Origin of the sequence: Xanthomonas sp. LF02-5, assembly GCF_034105325.1 — a bacterium.
GTDB classification, from domain to species: Bacteria; Pseudomonadota; Gammaproteobacteria; order Xanthomonadales; family Xanthomonadaceae; genus Xanthomonas_A; species Xanthomonas_A sontii.
The window spans coordinates 93,921-109,910 of sequence record NZ_JAXGGF010000003.1 but is presented as its reverse complement, the minus strand read 5'-3'; the positions used below and the strand labels follow the sequence as shown (position 1 = coordinate 109,910).

Annotated in this window: 11 protein-coding genes; 4 read left to right on the top strand and 7 right to left on the bottom strand. The window is 69.7% G+C overall.

Annotated features, from left to right (window positions below):
• Nucleotides 1-139: 139 nt before the first annotated feature.
• Together SLW52_RS09600 and SLW52_RS09595 are read right to left on the bottom strand one after the other, a co-directional pair.
• Nucleotides 140-2,059, bottom strand: a complete 1,920-nt coding sequence (locus tag SLW52_RS09600) for an alpha-amylase family glycosyl hydrolase (RefSeq protein ID WP_320740265.1) — start codon at nt 2,057-2,059, stop codon at nt 140-142.
• A gap of 47 nt (nt 2,060-2,106) precedes the next feature.
• A complete protein-coding gene (locus SLW52_RS09595; RefSeq protein ID WP_320740266.1) occupies nt 2,107-4,566 on the bottom strand; it encodes a TonB-dependent receptor in 2,460 nt (819 codons plus the stop codon).
• A 299-nt stretch (nt 4,567-4,865) separates the two neighbouring features.
• Between SLW52_RS09595 and SLW52_RS09590 the strand changes: the two genes are divergently transcribed.
• On the top strand, nt 4,866-6,212 hold the full coding sequence (locus SLW52_RS09590) for an MFS transporter (protein ID WP_320740298.1): 1,347 nt from the start codon (nt 4,866-4,868) through the stop codon (nt 6,210-6,212).
• An 84-nt stretch (nt 6,213-6,296) separates the two neighbouring features.
• Here SLW52_RS09590 and SLW52_RS09585 read toward each other — a convergent pair whose 3' ends face one another.
• The 5 genes from SLW52_RS09585 to SLW52_RS09565 form a co-directional block, all read right to left on the bottom strand.
• Nucleotides 6,297-7,655 (bottom strand): diguanylate cyclase, encoded by a 1,359-nt coding sequence (locus SLW52_RS09585; protein WP_320740267.1) that lies wholly within the window; start codon nt 7,653-7,655, stop codon nt 6,297-6,299.
• Nucleotides 7,656-7,841: 186 nt separating this feature from the next.
• Nucleotides 7,842-8,873: a LacI family DNA-binding transcriptional regulator gene (locus SLW52_RS09580; RefSeq protein WP_267084082.1), complete on the bottom strand. Its 1,032-nt coding sequence runs from the start codon at nt 8,871-8,873 to the stop codon at nt 7,842-7,844.
• A gap of 215 nt (nt 8,874-9,088) precedes the next feature.
• Complete coding sequence (phbB, locus tag SLW52_RS09575) at nt 9,089-9,829, bottom strand: acetoacetyl-CoA reductase (RefSeq protein ID WP_010344527.1); 741 nt, start codon at nt 9,827-9,829, stop codon at nt 9,089-9,091.
• A 111-nt stretch (nt 9,830-9,940) separates the two neighbouring features.
• On the bottom strand, nt 9,941-11,266 hold the full coding sequence (locus SLW52_RS09570) for a CitMHS family transporter (protein ID WP_320740268.1): 1,326 nt from the start codon (nt 11,264-11,266) through the stop codon (nt 9,941-9,943).
• 131 nt (nt 11,267-11,397) lie between these two features.
• Complete coding sequence (locus SLW52_RS09565; RefSeq protein ID WP_320740269.1) at nt 11,398-12,588, bottom strand: porin; 1,191 nt, start codon at nt 12,586-12,588, stop codon at nt 11,398-11,400.
• A gap of 222 nt (nt 12,589-12,810) precedes the next feature.
• Between SLW52_RS09565 and SLW52_RS09560 the strand changes: the two genes are divergently transcribed.
• Genes SLW52_RS09560 through SLW52_RS09550 form a run of 3 tightly spaced genes read left to right on the top strand, consistent with a single transcriptional unit; the run spans nt 12,811 to nt 15,975 of the window.
• Nucleotides 12,811-13,515 (top strand): response regulator transcription factor, encoded by a 705-nt coding sequence (locus SLW52_RS09560; RefSeq protein ID WP_026143589.1) that lies wholly within the window; start codon nt 12,811-12,813, stop codon nt 13,513-13,515.
• On the top strand, nt 13,508-14,896 hold the full coding sequence (locus SLW52_RS09555) for a sensor histidine kinase (protein WP_320740270.1): 1,389 nt from the start codon (nt 13,508-13,510) through the stop codon (nt 14,894-14,896). The genes SLW52_RS09560 and SLW52_RS09555 overlap by 8 nt, the downstream gene beginning before the upstream one ends.
• On the top strand, nt 14,893-15,975 hold the full coding sequence (locus SLW52_RS09550) for an ABC transporter substrate-binding protein (protein ID WP_193312545.1): 1,083 nt from the start codon (nt 14,893-14,895) through the stop codon (nt 15,973-15,975). Before SLW52_RS09555 ends, SLW52_RS09550 begins: the two co-directional genes overlap by 4 nt.
• Nucleotides 15,976-15,990 lie beyond the last annotated feature (15 nt).

Below are 15,990 nucleotides of genomic sequence, written 5' to 3'. Positions count from 1 at the left end.
TCCTACGAGGCCTGGTAGATGTGCCGCCGCGTGCCAGCCAGGGTGCGCGCCTGTGGGAGGGACTTCAGTCCCGACTGCACGCACTCGAAAGCGCAGATGCAACGCAGCGGCGCTGATCGGCGCCGCTGCTGTTTTCGGCTCAGCCGCGCAGCCACCAACGCAGGCTGTACGCTGGCAGCGCGCCGTTCCAATGCGCCAGCGCTGCGGGATCGCTGCCGCCATCGGCGATCGCCTGCCAGTTGCCGTCGCCCAAGGTTGCGGCGACATCCACCGCAACCGGCTCCGCACTGAAGTTGTACACCGCCACGAAGTCCTCGCCGCGCGCCAAACCGAGCAGGGCGGGATCGCCCAGCGGCACGGCACGCAACGGCTGGTCGGCGGCCAGTGCCGCAGTGGCGGCACGCGCGGCGATCAACCCGCGCAGGCGGGTGTAGACCTGGCCGGGCAGGCTGTCGGTGTCGTGGCGTTGCGCCGCGCGTGCCCAGTCCATCGCCGGGCGATGCAGCCAACGGCCTTCGTGCTGGCGCAGCGGGTCGTCGCGGTAGGCCTCGTCGTTGCCCAGGGCCAGTTCGTCGCCCATGTACAACAGCGGGATGCCCGGCATCGCCAGCGCCACCGCGTACAGCAACACCAGGCGGCGCACGCCCAGTTCCAGCGCATCGGCATCATCGGTGGCCAGCGCTGCCGTGATGCCGGTCAGGGCCGTGCTCATGCCGTTGCTGCCGTGCACGCCATCGCCGCTGCTCTGGAAGGCTTCGCCGCGCGCGTAGCTGTCCGCTGTGTCGCCGGCGTAGAACTGGGCGATGCGCGCCAGCGCGAATGGGGCGACGCCATCGCCGCCGGCGGCCTCGCGCTGCAGCACGTTCCAGCCGATATCGTCGTGGCAGCGCACGTAGCTGAGCCAGCCGCAGGCCGGCGGCAGCGCCGGCGTGTGTGCGATCGCGGCCTGCACGATGTCGCCGCGCTGCTCGGCCAGCGCCACCCAGCCGGCCGCCATCAGCGTGCTGTGGTAGGCCAGGTGGCATTCGTGGCCGCGCGAGGCGCCTTCGCCGAAATACGGCGGCAACTGCGCCATCGGCACGATCGCCTCGGCCTTCAGCAGCACCGCCGGGGCCAGGATGTCGGTGAGCGCGCGCAGCGCCTGCAGGATCGTGTGCGCCTCCGGCTGGTTCATGCAGTCGGTGCCTGGGCGCTTCCACAGGTAGGCGGTGGAATCCAGGCGGAACACCTCCACGCCCAGGTTGGCCAGGCGCAGCAGCGCCAGCGCCATTTCGCCGAACACCGCCGGGTTGCTCCAGTCCAGATCCCACTGGTAGGGGTAGAACGTGGTCCACAGCCAGGCGTCGGCTTCCTGCACCCAGGTGAAGTTGCCCGGGGCGGTGTGCGGGAACACCTGGCCCAGGGTGCGCTCGTAGGCGTCCGGTGCGCTGCGGTCGCGGAAATGGTGGTAGTAGTCCAGATGCCGCGCATCGCCGCGCTTGGCCGCCAGCGCCCACGGGTGATCATCGGCGGTGTGGTTGAGCACGAAGTCGGCGCACAGGCTGATCCCGGCCGCACGCAGCCGCGCGGTCAGCGCCGCCAGATCGTCGGTGTCGCCGAGCCGCGGTTCGACCTGGCCGTAGTCGCTGACCGCGAAGCCGCCATCGTTGTCGCCGGCGCGCGCGCGCAGGAACGGCAGCAGGTGCAGGTAGCGCACGCCCAGTTCCTGCAGGTAGGGCACGCGTTCGCCGACGCCATGCAAGGTCCCGGCGAAGCGGTCGACATAGGCGCTGTAGCCGAGCATCGACGGCGTGGCGAACCAGTCGGGCGCACGCTCGGCATCGAGCTGGCGTAGCGCCGACGGCCGCGCGTTGGCGGTGGCCGCCAATTGCGTCAGCCACTGCGGCAACCAGTGCGCGAACGCCGGATGCGCGCCGTACAGCGCATGCAACGGCGCCAGCAAGCGTTCGCCGTGGTGCTGCAGGCGTGGCAGCAACGCGTCGGCGGCGTCCGGTTGCAGATGCGCCTGCCACAGGGTGTGGGCGAGCGCGGACAGTGCGGAAGGAGCGGGTGCGGTCATGGGGGGCTTGGCCGCGCCCCCGGTGGGGCGCGGATGTGCGGTCCTCGTCAGAAGTCGTAGCGCAGGCTGATGCTGCAAGTGCGGCCCGGGATCGAGCGCGCACGGATCACGCCGGAAGCCGCGTCGGCGATCGACGCTTCCTCCGCTTCGGTCAGGCCGAAGGTGTTGAACAGGTTGTTGACGTTGAGCGAGACGGTCAGCGCATCGGTGATGCGGTAGTCGCCGAACAGGTTGACCTGAGTGTAGCCGGGCATCTTCAGCTGGTTGCTGTCCTGGGTGTAGGCCGAACTGGTGCCGACCGCGTTGACCCCGACCTGGTAGCGCTCGCCGCGGTAGCTCGGCGTCAGCTGCCAGACGAAGCGCGCCTGCCGACGCGGGGTGTTGCCGGCGTTGGCCGGGGTGATCTGGTCCTTGTCGATGGTGGCGTCGGTCCAGGTCAGGCCACCGTTGAGGGTGAAGCCGCCGGTGCGGTATGCGGCTTCGAGTTCCAGGCCGTGCGCCTTGTAGGTGCGGTCGAAGAAGCGCTGGGTGGTGGCTTCGTAGTTCTGCTCCTGGGTGCGCGCGGCGAAGGCAGTGGCGAACAGGCTCAGCCCGCCGCTGCGCCACTTCAGGCCGCCCTCAAGCTGCTTGACCACGTTCACCGCTTCGTTGGAGGACACCGAGCCGTCGTCGCGGACCACGCCGAACAGCAGGCGGTCGGCGTTGGCGCGGGCGCCGCGGCTGTAGCGCGCGAACGCGGCCAGGTCGTCGTTGAACATGTAGTTGCCGCCGAACGAATACGACAGGTAGTTCCAGTCGTAGCGCACCGGCTTGGGGTTGGCGTAGTCGATGGTCGCCACGCGTTGCTCCGGCGCCTCGATCACGCCGTCGCCGTTCACGTCGACGTTGTTGGCCAGCAGGCCGCCGGCGGTGTTGCCGCGCGCGCGGCCCATGTCGTAGCGCAGGCTGCCGTCCACGCTCAGCGGGCCCTGGTCCCAGCTCAGCGCCAGGTACGGCGCGTTGATGTCGTAACGCACGTCGTAGTGGCGGGTGTTGTCCAGCCCCCAGTACGGCACGCCGTAGGCGTACAGGCCGTCCTGCGAGCGCAGGCTGCCGTCGGCGGCGACCACGTCCAGCAGCCGCGGGCGGTGCCCCAGCGACTGCACGTAGGAGTTCCAGGTCCAGTCCACGTCGATGGTCTGCCGCGAGGTGTACCAGCCGGCCTTGAGGTTGAGATTGCCGCCGTCGCCGCTGCCGAAGTCGCGCGCCAGACTGAGGTCGTTGACCGCGTTGCCCAGGTCGTTGAGGTGCACGTTGAACAGATGCGTGCGCAGCGCCAGCCCGGTGTAGGCCTGGCCGGCGTTCGGGCCGTCGACGTAGCGCAGGCCGGCGCCGGCGCCGCCGATGCTCGCCGCCAGCGCGCCGGCATCGGCGACTTGCGCCGGGAACGGCGAAACGAAGCGGCCGGAGGTATCGGCGATGCGGAACTTGTCGGTCAGGGTCCAGCCGCCGCCGATGTCGAACTGCGCCTCGGCGCCGAACGCGCGCGACAGCGGGTGCATGCCGTCGCCCAGTTCCACCCGCGAGGGTTTGTTGCCGCCATCGAGGGTGGCGCTGCTGCGGAAGTACGGGCTGTACAGCGTGTCGGTGCCTGGATCGAAACCGTCGATGCTGCCGAAGTGCGGCGACTTGTCGCTGCCGCTGACCCGGGTCGGCACCGGCAGGTAGCCGGCGGCGCGGTCGTTGAGGTACTTGGCGTAGACGCGCACGTAGCCGTTGTCGAACAGCCGGGTCAGGTTGGCCTTGAGCTGGCCGCCCTTGTCGGTGGTGTAGCCGGCATCGCGCACGCCGTCGCCGCGGCGGTAGAAGCCGCCGACGTTGAACTGCCAGTGCTCGGCGAACGGCGCGCCGTAGTCGAAGTCCAGGCGGGTGTTGTCGTAGCCGCCCAGGCCGCGGGTGAGGCCGACGCTGCCGCCGGCGGTGTCGCCGGTCTTGCTGATGAAGTTGATGATGCCGCCGGGCGAGTTGCTGGCGAAGGTGGAGGCCGAACCGCCGCGGATCGCCTCGATGCGCTCCAGGCTGTAGTCGGCGCGCAGGAAGATGTCGGCATTGCCGAAGGCGATGTCGCCGAATTCCAGCACCGGCAGCCCGTCTTCCTGCAACTGCAGGAACTTGGCGCCGCCGGAGGCGACCGGCAGGCCGCGCACGGCGATGTTGGCATTGCCTTCGCCGCCGCTGGATTCGGAGCGGATGCCGGGGATGTTGCGGAAGATCTCGGCGGTGCTGCGCGGCGCCGACTGTTCGATCGCCTCGGCGCCGACCGTGCTCACCGAGACGCTGGACTTGAGCTTGCTCTTGGGCGTGGCGGTGCCGGTGACGAAGACCGAGTCGAGGCTGACCACGTCGCCCTGCGCCGCCGGGGCGTCGGCAGCGGCGGGCGTGGCCTGTTGCGCGAGCGCCGCCGGTGCGGACAGCGCCGCGGCGACGGCCAGGGCCAGGGTCTGCAGGCGGATCGAAGGGTGATGCATCGCTGTCTCTCCCGAAGCGAGTGGTGCAGTGGGTGGCGGCGCGCCGCTGCCGGAACGGGCAGGGCGCGGCGCGGTTGGTGGGTGCGGCGGCGTACAGATACGGCCGCCCGCAATCGATTGCAATTTGCAGTGCAGCAAATCCACCTGTGGCGCTTACGCCAACCTTCTCGCTGAGAATTCGAGGCATTCTGCATGGTGCAACGCAGCGTTACAAACGATTGCAGGCGCAGCGACACTCCGCTCCGCCGCTGCGGCACGCCTCCCGCGTGCCCGCCCCGCCCAGGCCGATGCCGATGCTGATGCGTTCCGATCGTCCCCTGCTTCCGCTCTCGCGCGTGCTGGCGCTCAACGCCGGTTTCTTCGGCGTGCAGTACAGCTTCGGGCTGCAGCAGAGCAACATGAGCCCGATCTACAACTACCTGGGCGCCGACCACGCCAACCTGCCGTACCTGTGGCTGGCCGGCCCCATCACCGGGCTGGTGCTGCAACCGGTGGTCGGCGTGCTCAGCGACCGCACGGTGACGCGCTGGGGCCGGCGCATGCCGTACATGGTGGTGGGCGCGCTGGTGTGCAGCCTGTGCCTGCTGACCATGCCCTTCAGCGCGGCGCTGTGGATGGCGGTGGCGCTGCTGTGGATGCTGGATGCGGCCAACAACGTGGCGATGGAGCCGTACCGCGCGCTGGTCAGCGACGTGCTGGCGCCGCCGCAGCGGCCGCTGGGCTACCTGACCCAGAGCGCGTTCACCGGCCTCGGCCAGACCCTGGCCTATGTCACCCCGCCGTTGCTGGTGTGGCTGGGCATGAACCAGGACGCGGCCAACGCCCACCACATTCCCTACGTCACCATCGCCGCGTTCGCGATTGGTGCGGGCTTCTCCGCCGCCTCGATCCTGCTCACCGCGCGCAGCGTGCGCGAGCCGATGCTGCCGGCGGCGGAGCTGCGGCGCTTGCGCAGCGCCGCGGTCGGGCCGCTGGCGACGCTGCGCGAGATCGTCGACGCGGTGCGACAGATGCCGCCGACGATGCGGCAGATGGCGCCGGTGATGCTGTTCCAGTGGTATGCGATGTTCTGCTACTGGCAGTACATCGTGCTGTCGCTGTCGACCACGCTGTTCGGCACCACCGCGGCCGATTCGCATGGCTTCCGCGAGGCCGGCCTGGTCAACGGGCAGATCGGCGGCTTCTACAACTTCGTCGCCTTTCTGGCCGCGTTCGCGATGGTGCCGGTGGCGCGGCGGTTCGGCCCCAAGGCCACCCACGCCGCCTGCCTGGTCGCCGCCGGCATCGGCATGTGCGTGCTGCCGTCGATCCAGGGTCGCTGGCTGCTGCTGCTGCCGATGCTCGGCATCGGCCTGGCCTGGGCCAGCATGATGGGCAATCCCTACCTGATGCTGGCCAACAGCATCCCGCCCGAGCGCACCGGCGTGTACATGGGCTTGTTCAACCTGTTCATCGTGCTGCCGATGCTGATCCAGATCGTGACCCTGCCGCTGTACTACGACCGCCTGCTGCAGGGCGACCCGCGCAACGTCATTCGCCTGGCCGGCGCGCTGATGCTGGCGGCCGCGGTGGCGATGTTGTTGGTGAAGCGTCGGGAATGGGGAACCGCGAATGGGGAATCGGAAAAGCGCGGCGCGGCGCACTGAAGCGCCGCCGCAGCGGCGATCTACGATCTCGCACGGCGCGGTCCATCCCTCTGCACGAACGCCGCTGGCCTGGCGACGTGTCGCTCATGCCATGGACGCCACGCCGATCCGATTGCCACCGGCCTTCTTCGCGCGGTACATCGCCCCATCGGCGTGCACCAGCAGGCTGTGGGCGTCGTCGCCGTGATCGGGGTAGAACGCCACGCCGATGCTGGGCAACACGTGCAGGTGGTGGCCGTCCAGGTCGAACGCCTCGCCGAAGGCGGCCAGGATCCTGTTGGCCGTTCCCGTGGCATGGTCGGCCGAGTGGCAGCCTTCGATCAGCACCACGAATTCGTCCCCGCCCAGCCGGGCGACCGTGTCCGATGTGCGGACGCAGTCGAGCAGGCGCCCCGCCACGCGCTGCAGCAGCAGATCGCCGACCGCATGGCCGAGGGTGTCGTTCACGTCCTTGAAGCGATCCAGGTCGATGAACAACAGCGACAGCCGTCTGCGCGCGCGCCGGGCCTGCACCAGGGCGGTCTCGAGCCGGTCCAGGAACAGCTGGCGATTGGGGAGCTGGGTCAGATGGTCGTACTGGGCCATGTGCTGCAGGCGTTCCAGCGTCTGCTTGCGCTCGACGGCGGCTGCCACCTGGGTGGACACGAATTGCAGCAGTGCCTGGTCCTTGTCGGTGTAGCGCGACTGCTCGGAGTAGCCGAGCAGCACCAGCAGGCCGAGAACGCCCTTCGGTGTCTGCAGCGGAACGCCCAGCCACGAATGGGGCTGCGGTGCGAGCGCGGACCGCTCCAGTCCACCTGATGCCGGCGTGATGGGGGCGTAGGGGGCGCGCAGGAGCGTGCAGCCGGTGCGGATCACTTCGGCGTGCAGCGGCGCCTCGGCCAGCAGCAGGCAGGGCGGTGCGGCATGGTGCTCATCGGCATGGTAGGGAAAGCGCAGCGTCTGCGACGACGCGTCGTACAGCGCCACGGAAAAATTGGTGGCAGGCAGCAGTTCGCCGATGATCTGGTGGATGCGGCTGCACAGCGACTCCAGCGTCTGCTCGGTATGGGCCGCCTCCGAAATGCCGTAGAGCGCCGCCTGCAGCGCCTCGGTCGACTTGCGTTCGGTGATGTCGTGCGCCACGGCCAGGCGCATGCTGTAATCGGCGACCCAGCGCGCGGTCCAGCGAATGTGCACGATGCGCCCGTCCTTGCGGATGTAGCGGTTCTCGAAGTGGAGCTGCAGCGCGCCCTCGGTGATGCTGTCGGCCTGCGCGCGGGTGGCCGGCAGGTCGTCGGGATGCACCATGTCGAGCATGCGCTTGCCTGTCACCTCCTGCGGCGTATAGCCGAAGATGCGCTCGAAGGCGGGGCTGACGAACACGATGGTGCTGTCCGGTTCGACGATGCACACCGCATCGAGCAGCAGGTCCACGATGTTCAGGGGCGAAATGCGTTGCATGCGGCACGAGTCGTCGGAGCCTGGTGACCCATTGTGCCGCGATTTGCGCTGGCATCGCGGGGAGGGCGGGAGGGGGAGAGCAGCCGCTGCAACTGGGGTTCGGGTGTGCTGGACGCGCGCTCCGCAGCAACCGGCGCAGGTGGGCGTGGGCGTCCTTGCCGCGTTCTCGACGGCGCTATCCCCGCCTCAGGCCGATTCCCGCACGACCAGACTCACCGGCAGCTCCACAGATTCCACCGGCGTGCCGGCGATCAGGTTCAGCACCCCGTCCACCAGCAGGGTGGCGGCCTGGGCCAGGTCCTGGCGCACGGTGGTCAGCGGTGGCTGGCTGTAGGCGGCCAGGGGGATGTCGTCGAAGCCGACCAGGGCGATGTCCTGCGGCACGCGGTGGCCGGCTTCGATGAGGGCGCGGATCGCGCCCAGGGCGATCACGTCGGAGGCGGCAAACACCGCATCCGGCGGGTCGGTCTTCTTCAGCATCGCCCGGGTCAGGCGGTAGGCGTCCTCGCTGAGGAAGTGGCTGCGCGCGTGCAGCCGCGGGTCGAACGTCAGGCGGTGCGCGTCGAGCATGCGCCGGTAGCCGGCGAAGCGCGGCGCCACTTCCGGCAACTGCTCGTCGCCGAGGAAGGCGATGCGCCGGCGGCCATGTTCGATCAGGTGTGCGGTGGCCAGTTCGCCGCCGCGCAGGTTGTCGCTGCCCACGCTGGCATAGGCCTGGCCGTCGATGCGGCTGCCCCACACCAGCATCGGCAGGCCGCCGCGCGCGGCGGCGTCGAGCGAGGCGTGCTCGTGGCTCTGGCCGAGCATGATGACGCCGTCGGCGCGGCTGTTGCGTGCCAGGTCCTCGACCCAGTGGTCCTGGTGCTGGTCCAGCTTGGACAGCAGCATGCTGTAGCCGCGCGCGGTCAGCGCGTCGGCCAGCAGCGCCAGCATGGTCATCATGAACGGGTCCGACAGCGGCTGCTCGTGCGCGTGCATCAGCGGCACCGCCACGCAGACGATGTTGGAGCGGCGCGAGCGCAGGCTGCGCGCGACCGGATCGACCCGGTAGCCGGCGTCGCGGGCGAGTTGCTTGATATAGGCGCGGGTGCGTTCGGCGACCACCGGGTTGTCGGCCAGCGCACGCGACACCGTGGATTCGGAGACGCCGGCCATGCGCGCGATGTCGGCCATCTGCAGGCGCGCGGCGGGCGCGCCGGGTTCGGGTTTGTCGGACATGCGGAGCGGGCGCGACGGACGAAGCGGAACCGGCAGTGTATGCCAGGCGGGCGTCGCGGCGCTTTGCACGCCGCGGCTGCAGTGCCGCGGCGTGCCTGCCTGCCGAATCCGGCGGCTGCGCGCGGGCGCATCCGCCGCGGTCGAGCGCAGGTCCACGTCCCGCGTCTCCGCTGCATGCACGCGCAACCGTGGCGCCATGCGGGGCAGGCGAGGCGCTAGGCCATGTGCAGGCCGCCGTTGACCGCGTAGTCGGCGCCGGTGACGTAGGCGGCCTCGTCCGAGGCCAGCCAGGCGCACAGCGCCGCCACTTCCTCGGGCTTGCCGAGCCGGCGCAGCGGCACCGAACTGGCGAGACGATCGAGCACGTCCGGCGGGAAGCCGCTGATCGCCGCGCTGGCGATGTAGCCGGGTGACACCGTGTTGACGGTGACGCCGCGCGAGGCCACTTCCTGCGCCAGCGCGCGGCTGAAGCCCTGCATCGCCGCCTTGGCGGTGGCGTAGTTGATCTGCCCGATCTGGCCCTTCTGCGCGCTGACCGCGCCGATGTTGACGATACGGCCCCAGCCGCGCGCGGTCATGCCGTCCACCACCTGCTTGGTGATGTTGAACAGCGCGTGCAGGTTGCTGGCGATCACCGCCTGCCAGTCCTCGCGGCCCATCTGCCGGAACAGCATGTCGCGGCTGCCGCCGGCGTTGTTGACCAGCACGTCGATCTCGCCGACCTCGGCCTTGACCTTGGCGAACGCCGCCACCGTGGAATCCCAGTCGGTGGCGTTGCCCTCGGAGGCGATGAAGTCGAAGCCGAGCTCGCGTTGTTCGCGCAACCACGCCGACTTGCGCGGCGAGTCCGGCCCGCAGCCGGCGACCACGGTATGGCCGTTGCGCGCCAGCTTCTGGCAGATCGCGGTGCCGATGCTGCCCATGCCGCTGGTGACGTAGGCGATTCTGAGGGTCACGTTGAACTCCTTCGGAGTTGGGATTCGGGATTGGGGAGTCGGGATTGGATGGGCGCGCGGGCAGTGGCTGTTACGAATCCCCAATGCCCAATCCCCAATCCCGGGCGGCGCTCACTTCGCCAAAGGAAAGAGGCCGAATAGCAGCCCGCCGCCCATCAACACCAACGACACCAGCACCGCCCACTTCAGGGTGAAGCGCTGGTGGTCGGCGAAGTCGACCTTGGCCAGGCCGACCAGCAGGTAGGTGGAGGGCACCAGTGGGCTGAGCAGGTGCACCGGCTGCCCGGCCAGCGAGGCGCGGGCCATTTCCACCGGGGTGATGCCGTAGTGGCTGGCGGCGTCGGACAGGATCGGCAGCACGCCGAAGTAGAAGGCGTCGTTGGACATGAAGAAGGTGAAGGGCATGCTCGCCAGTGCGGTGATCACCGCCAGGTACGGCCCCCATGCGTCGGGGATCACCGCCAGGAAGCTGCGCGACATCGCCTCGACCATGCCGGTGTTGGAGAGGATGCCGGTGAACACGCCCGCGGCGAAGATCAGCGACACCACCGACAGCACGTTGCCGGCATGGTTGACCAGGCGGCGGCGCTGCTCGACCAGGTTCGGGTAGTTGATCAGCAGCGCCAGGGCGAAGCCGATCATGAACAGCACCGGCATCGGCAGCACGCCGATCACCAGCGCCGCCATCAGCGCCAGGGTCAGCACCAGGTTCACCCACAGCAGCCGCGGCCGCTTGATGTCCTCGGCGTCTTCCACGGTGGGCAGCGCCTCGCCGTCGTCGGCCACGCTGCCGTCCATCCAGGCGTCGCCGGGCAGCGTCACCACGCCGAGGCGGCGCCGCTCCTTCATGCCCAGGTACCAGGCCAGCACCAGGATGCCGGCGATCGCCAGCGCCATCGCCGGCACCAGCGGCACGAACACGTCGGCCGGGTCCACGTGCAGGGCGGTGGCGGCGCGCGCGGTCGGGCCGCCCCACGGCGTCAGGTTCATCACCCCGCCGGCGAGGATGGTCACGCAGGTCATGTTCAGCGCGTTCATGCCCAGCCGCCGGTACAGCGGCAGCATCGCCGAGACGGTGATCATGTAGGTGGTGGAGCCGTCGCCGTCGAGCGAGATCAGCAGCGCCAGCACCGCGGTGCCGACCACGATCTTCATCGGGTCGCCCTTGACCAGGCGCAGGATGCGCCGCACCAGCGGATCGAACAGGCCGGCGTCGATCATCACCCCGAAGTACAGGATCGCGAACATCAGCATGACGCCGGTGGGCGCGATCTTCTTGATCCCCTCCAACATCATCTCGTTGATGCCGGTACCGAAGCCGCCGGCCAGCGCGAACACGATCGGCACGATGATCAGCGCGACCAGCGGCGACAGCCGCTTGCTCATGATCAGGTACATGAAGGTAATGACCATTCCGAAACCGAGCGCGGTCAGCATGGAAGTTCCTCAGGGCAGTGCATGAAAGAAGATGGATCCCGCATCAGGGATCCGAAAAGAGGCCGACCAGACGTCACATCGCACGATCCCGCCGTTGCGAATCCCGAATCCCCATTCCCCAATCCCGGCACTCAAAAGTCATACTGAAAGCGCCCGGTGATCGCCCGCGTATGGTCCAGCGTCACGCCGGCCAGGTGATCGCGGTTGCGGCTGTCGATCAGGTTGAGCATCAGCCGCAGGTTCGGCTTGAGGTACCAGTTGCCGGCGAGCGTCCACGAGGCGGTGGAGGCGTCGAGCAGATCGGGTTGCCCGTCGCGGTGCTGCGCGCCCCACATGCGGTCGTAGCGCAGCGCCAGCTCGAAGGCGCCGTAGTTGTGATTGACCTGCCTGATGCGGGTGAAACGCCCGGTCTTGCTGTCGTAGCGGCGCGATTCGCCGGTGGCGAACCAACTGACGAAGCCGTAGGCCGCCATCACGTCGGCGCGCTGCGCGCCGTCGTCGAACAACCCGCCGCTGAACTCGCCCTGCCACGACAGCGGCCCGCGCACCTGCGCGTATTCCAGCGACCACTTGTCCACGTCGGTGTCGCGGCCGTCGGCGAAGCGCGCCAGGGTGACGCGGCTGTCGTCGGACAGGTGCCCGGCCGGGCGCGGGCGGATGCTCAGCGCCGGCGCGCCGCCGGCACCGGGATGGTCGTAGTGCTCGTGCGCCAGCGACAGGCCCAGATGCAGCACGTCGCCGTCCCGCGCGCCCGGCGCCCAGGTGCCGCGGCCGCCGAACGCATGGCCGCGGACGTTGGAGACGTCGATGCTCTGCAGGCTGTAGACGCTGGCCGCCCAGGTGTAGTCGGTGCCCGCGGCCTGCCACGACACCGCCTTGCGGTACAGCGGCGCCAGCGTACTGGCCGCGCCGCTGCGCTCCAGGAACTGGCCGAAGTTGGAGCCGGTGCGGTCGTCGAGCGTGAAGTACTGCTTGAACTGGCCCACAGTGAGCGTGCCGGCATCGAATTTGCGGGTGATGTAGACGTCCTTGGCCTCGATGCCCTTGCCGTTGAAGTCGTCCTGCAGACCGGCGAAATCGCCTTCGACCTTGTAGCCGAAGCCGAAGACCTTGCCGGACACGTCCAGCCACAAGCGGCGGATCTCGGTGTCGTCGGGATTGGGCGTGCCGCGATTGTCGTTGTCGAAGTGGGCGAAATCCCAGTGCAGCCGCCCGCCGAGTTCGGCGGTCACTGGGCCGTCGTCGTCGCTGGCGGCGTGCGCCGATCCGGCCAGGCACAGCAACGCGCAGGCGCTGCCCCATGTCAGAGTCTTCAGTTCCACGTCCCCTCCCAGGTGCGTGTCGCAGCGATTGGATCGGTCCGCCCGCAACGGCCGCGGACCGGCATGGACGCAGCCTAGTCGGACGTAGCTGTCAACGACCTGTCGGCGGTGGGGAATCGGGAATCGAGAATGGGGAATCGAAAAAGCACGTTCCTGGATGCGCTAGGCTTCTGCCGTTGCTGTTTCCATTCCCCATTCCCGATTCACCATTCCCGGCCTCCAATGCGCCTGCTCCTGGTAGAAGACAACGCCGATCTCGCCGATGCGATCGTGCGGCGCATGCGCCGCAGCGGGCATGCGGTGGATTGGCAGCGCGATGGGCTGAGTGCGGCCGGGGTGCTGCGCTACCAGCGCTTCGATCTGGTGGTGCTGGACATCGGCCTGCCCGGGCTGGATGGGCTGCGCGTGCTGGCCGGGCTGCGCGAGCGTGGCGACACCACGCCGGTGCTGATGCTGACCGCGCGCGACGGCATCGAGGATCGGGTGCAGGCGCTGGACGTGGGCGCCGACGATTACCTGGGCAAGCCGTTCGACTTTCGCGAGTTCGAGGCGCGCTGCCGGGTGCTGCTGCGGCGCAATCGCGGTCAGGCCAGCGAGGTGGTGCAGCTTGGTGGTTTCGCTTTCGACAACGCCGCGCACAGCGTCAGCCTGGACGGCACGCCGATCGAGTTGCCCAACCGCGAGTATCGGCTGCTGGAGATCCTGATCGGCCGGCTCGGCCAGGTGGTGGGCAAGGACGAGATCGGCAACGGCCTGTTCGGCTTCGACGACGAGGCCGGGCCGAATGCGATCGAACTGTACGTCGGGCGCTTGCGCAAGAAGCTGGCCGACGCGCCGCTGCGCATCGTCACCGTGCGCGGCGTCGGCTACAAGCTGGAGGCGGCCGCGTCGCCACCAGATCCGGCGGCAGCGGACGCCGATGGCTGAGGCCATGCCGCCGGCGCCGTCGATCCGGCGCACGCTGCTGCGCTACCTGGGCGCGCTGTCGCTGCTCGGTGCGGTGGCGCTGTTCTTCGTGGCAAGCGACTACGGCCAGCGCGCCGCCAACCGTTCCTACGACCACCTGCTGGTGTCCTCGGCACTATCCATCGTCGACTCGGTGGCGCTGGCCGGCGGTCAGTGGCAGGTGGACCTGCCCTATGCCGCGCTGGACCTGCTGGCGATGGCGCCGGAGGACCGGGTGTTCTACCGCGTGTTCGATGCGCGCGGGCGCACCATCACCGGCTACGACGACCTGCCGGCGGCGCCGTCGCTGCCGCGCGCCAGCGCGCCGCCGCGCTTGTTCGATGCGGTCTACAGCGGCGAGCCGGTGCGCTTCGCGGTGGTGTCGCGGCGGGTGTCCTCGGCGGCGGCGCAGGACCAGGTGTGGGTGCAGGTGGGGCAGACCCGGCGCGCCCGCGAGGCGCTGGCGCAGGACGTGGTGCTGCACGCGCTGGTGGCGATCGTGCTGTTGTCGCTGCTGGCCTTGGCGCTGGTATGGCTGGGCGTATCGCGTGCGCTGCGGCCGCTGCGCACGCTGGAGCACGAACTGTCGCGGCGCGAACCGTCCGAACTGAAGCCGGTGGCCGCGACGGCGCCGCAGGAGATGCAGCAGATGGTGGCGGCGCTGAACCGCTTCATGGCGCGCCTGGCCGGCAGCAACGAGACCCTGCGTGCGTTCATGGCCGAGGCCGCGCACCAGATGCGCACGCCGCTGGCGGCGCTGCGCGCGCAGGCGCAACTGGCGCTGGACGAGGACGACCCGCACGAGATGCGTCGCAGCCTGGAGGCGATCGAGCGCAATGCCACGCACATGAGCCGCCTGCTCAACCAGTTGCTCAGCGACGCCAGCGTGATCCACCGTTCCAACCTGCAGCGCTACGCCAGCGTCGACCTGGCCGAGGTGTTGCACCAGGCGCTGCACGAGGCCGTGCCGCAGGCCGCGCCGCGGCCACGCGTGCAACTGGCCGTCGCCAGCGAACCGGCGCTGGTGCGCGGCGATGCGCTGCTGTTGCGCGAGGCGATCAAGAATCTGATCGACAATGCCTGCAAGTACGGCGGCGATGGCCCGCTGCAGGTGGCGCTGACCTGCAGCGCGCGCGATTGCGTGGTGACCGTGGCCGACCATGGCCCGGGCATCGCCGCCGCCGAAGCCGAACGCGTGTTCGAACGTTTCGTGCGCGGCGAGGGTGCGGCCGCCGGCGGCGCCGGGCTGGGCCTGGCGATCGTCAAGCGCGTGGTCGAGGCCCATGGCGGGCGCATCGACCTGTCCAATCGCGTGGGCGGCGGCCTGATCGCCAGCCTGCACCTGCCGAGGTTGCATCCATGATCCTGCCCGCACTGCTGCGCGGTCTGCCGCTGCTGCTGACCGCGCTGCTTGCCAATGCCGCGCTGGCCGCGCCCGGCGACGTGCGCCGCTTCCCGGCGCAGGGCACGGCCACCGCGCAACTGTGCATCCAGGGTTCGACCGACATCGAGGTGTTCGCCGCGGTGATCGGCGACTACCAGCGCCTGCATCCGCAGACCGAGGTGGTGTACCAGGACGTGATCGCCGGCGATATCTACCGGCGCTACCTGCATCCAGGCCCTGGCCCGCGCTGCGCCGATCTGCTGATCAGCGCCAGCATGGATCTGCAGACCAAGCTGGTGAACGACGGTCACGCACTGGCGCACCGCTCGCCGCAGACCGAGGCGCTGCCGGCGTGGGCGCAGTGGCGGCACGAGGTCTTCGGCATCAGCTACGAGCCGGTGGCGATCGTCTACAACACCGCGCGGCTGCCGGCCGCGCAGGTGCCGCGCACCCGCCGCCGGCTGCTGGAACTGCTGCGCGCGCCGGGCTCGCCGTTGCGTGGGCGTATCGGCACCTACGACGTGGAGCGCAGCGGCGTGGGCTACCTGTTCGCGACCCAGGACAGCCAACTCGGCAGCATGGCCGGCGCGTTGCTGGCGGCGATGGGCGACAACCAGGTGGTGCTGGAAGAACGCACCGGCGTGTTGCTGGACAAGGTCGCGCGCGGCGACCTGCTGCTGGCCTACAACGTGCTGGGTTCGTACGCGCAGGCGCGCATCGATGCCGGCGCGCCGCTGGCGATCGTGCAGCCGGAGGACTACACCCTGGTCGCGCTGCGCACCGCGGTGATCCCACGCGACAGCCCACACGCGGCCGAGGCGCGTCGTTTCCTGGATTACCTGCTGTCGCCGCGCGGACAGCAGGGGCTGTCGCGCGAGGCGCGGCTGCAGCCGATCCTGCCGCAGCCGGGCGTGGCGGCGCAGGGCGGGCCGGCCGCTGCGTCGGCGTTCCGTCCGATCGCGCTGGGCCCGGGGCTGCTGGTGTATCTGGATGCGCTGAAGCGACGTCAGTTCCTGGACGCCTGGCGCAGCAGCATGCAGCAGGCGCCGCCGCGCTGAGCCGCCGCGCCGGCG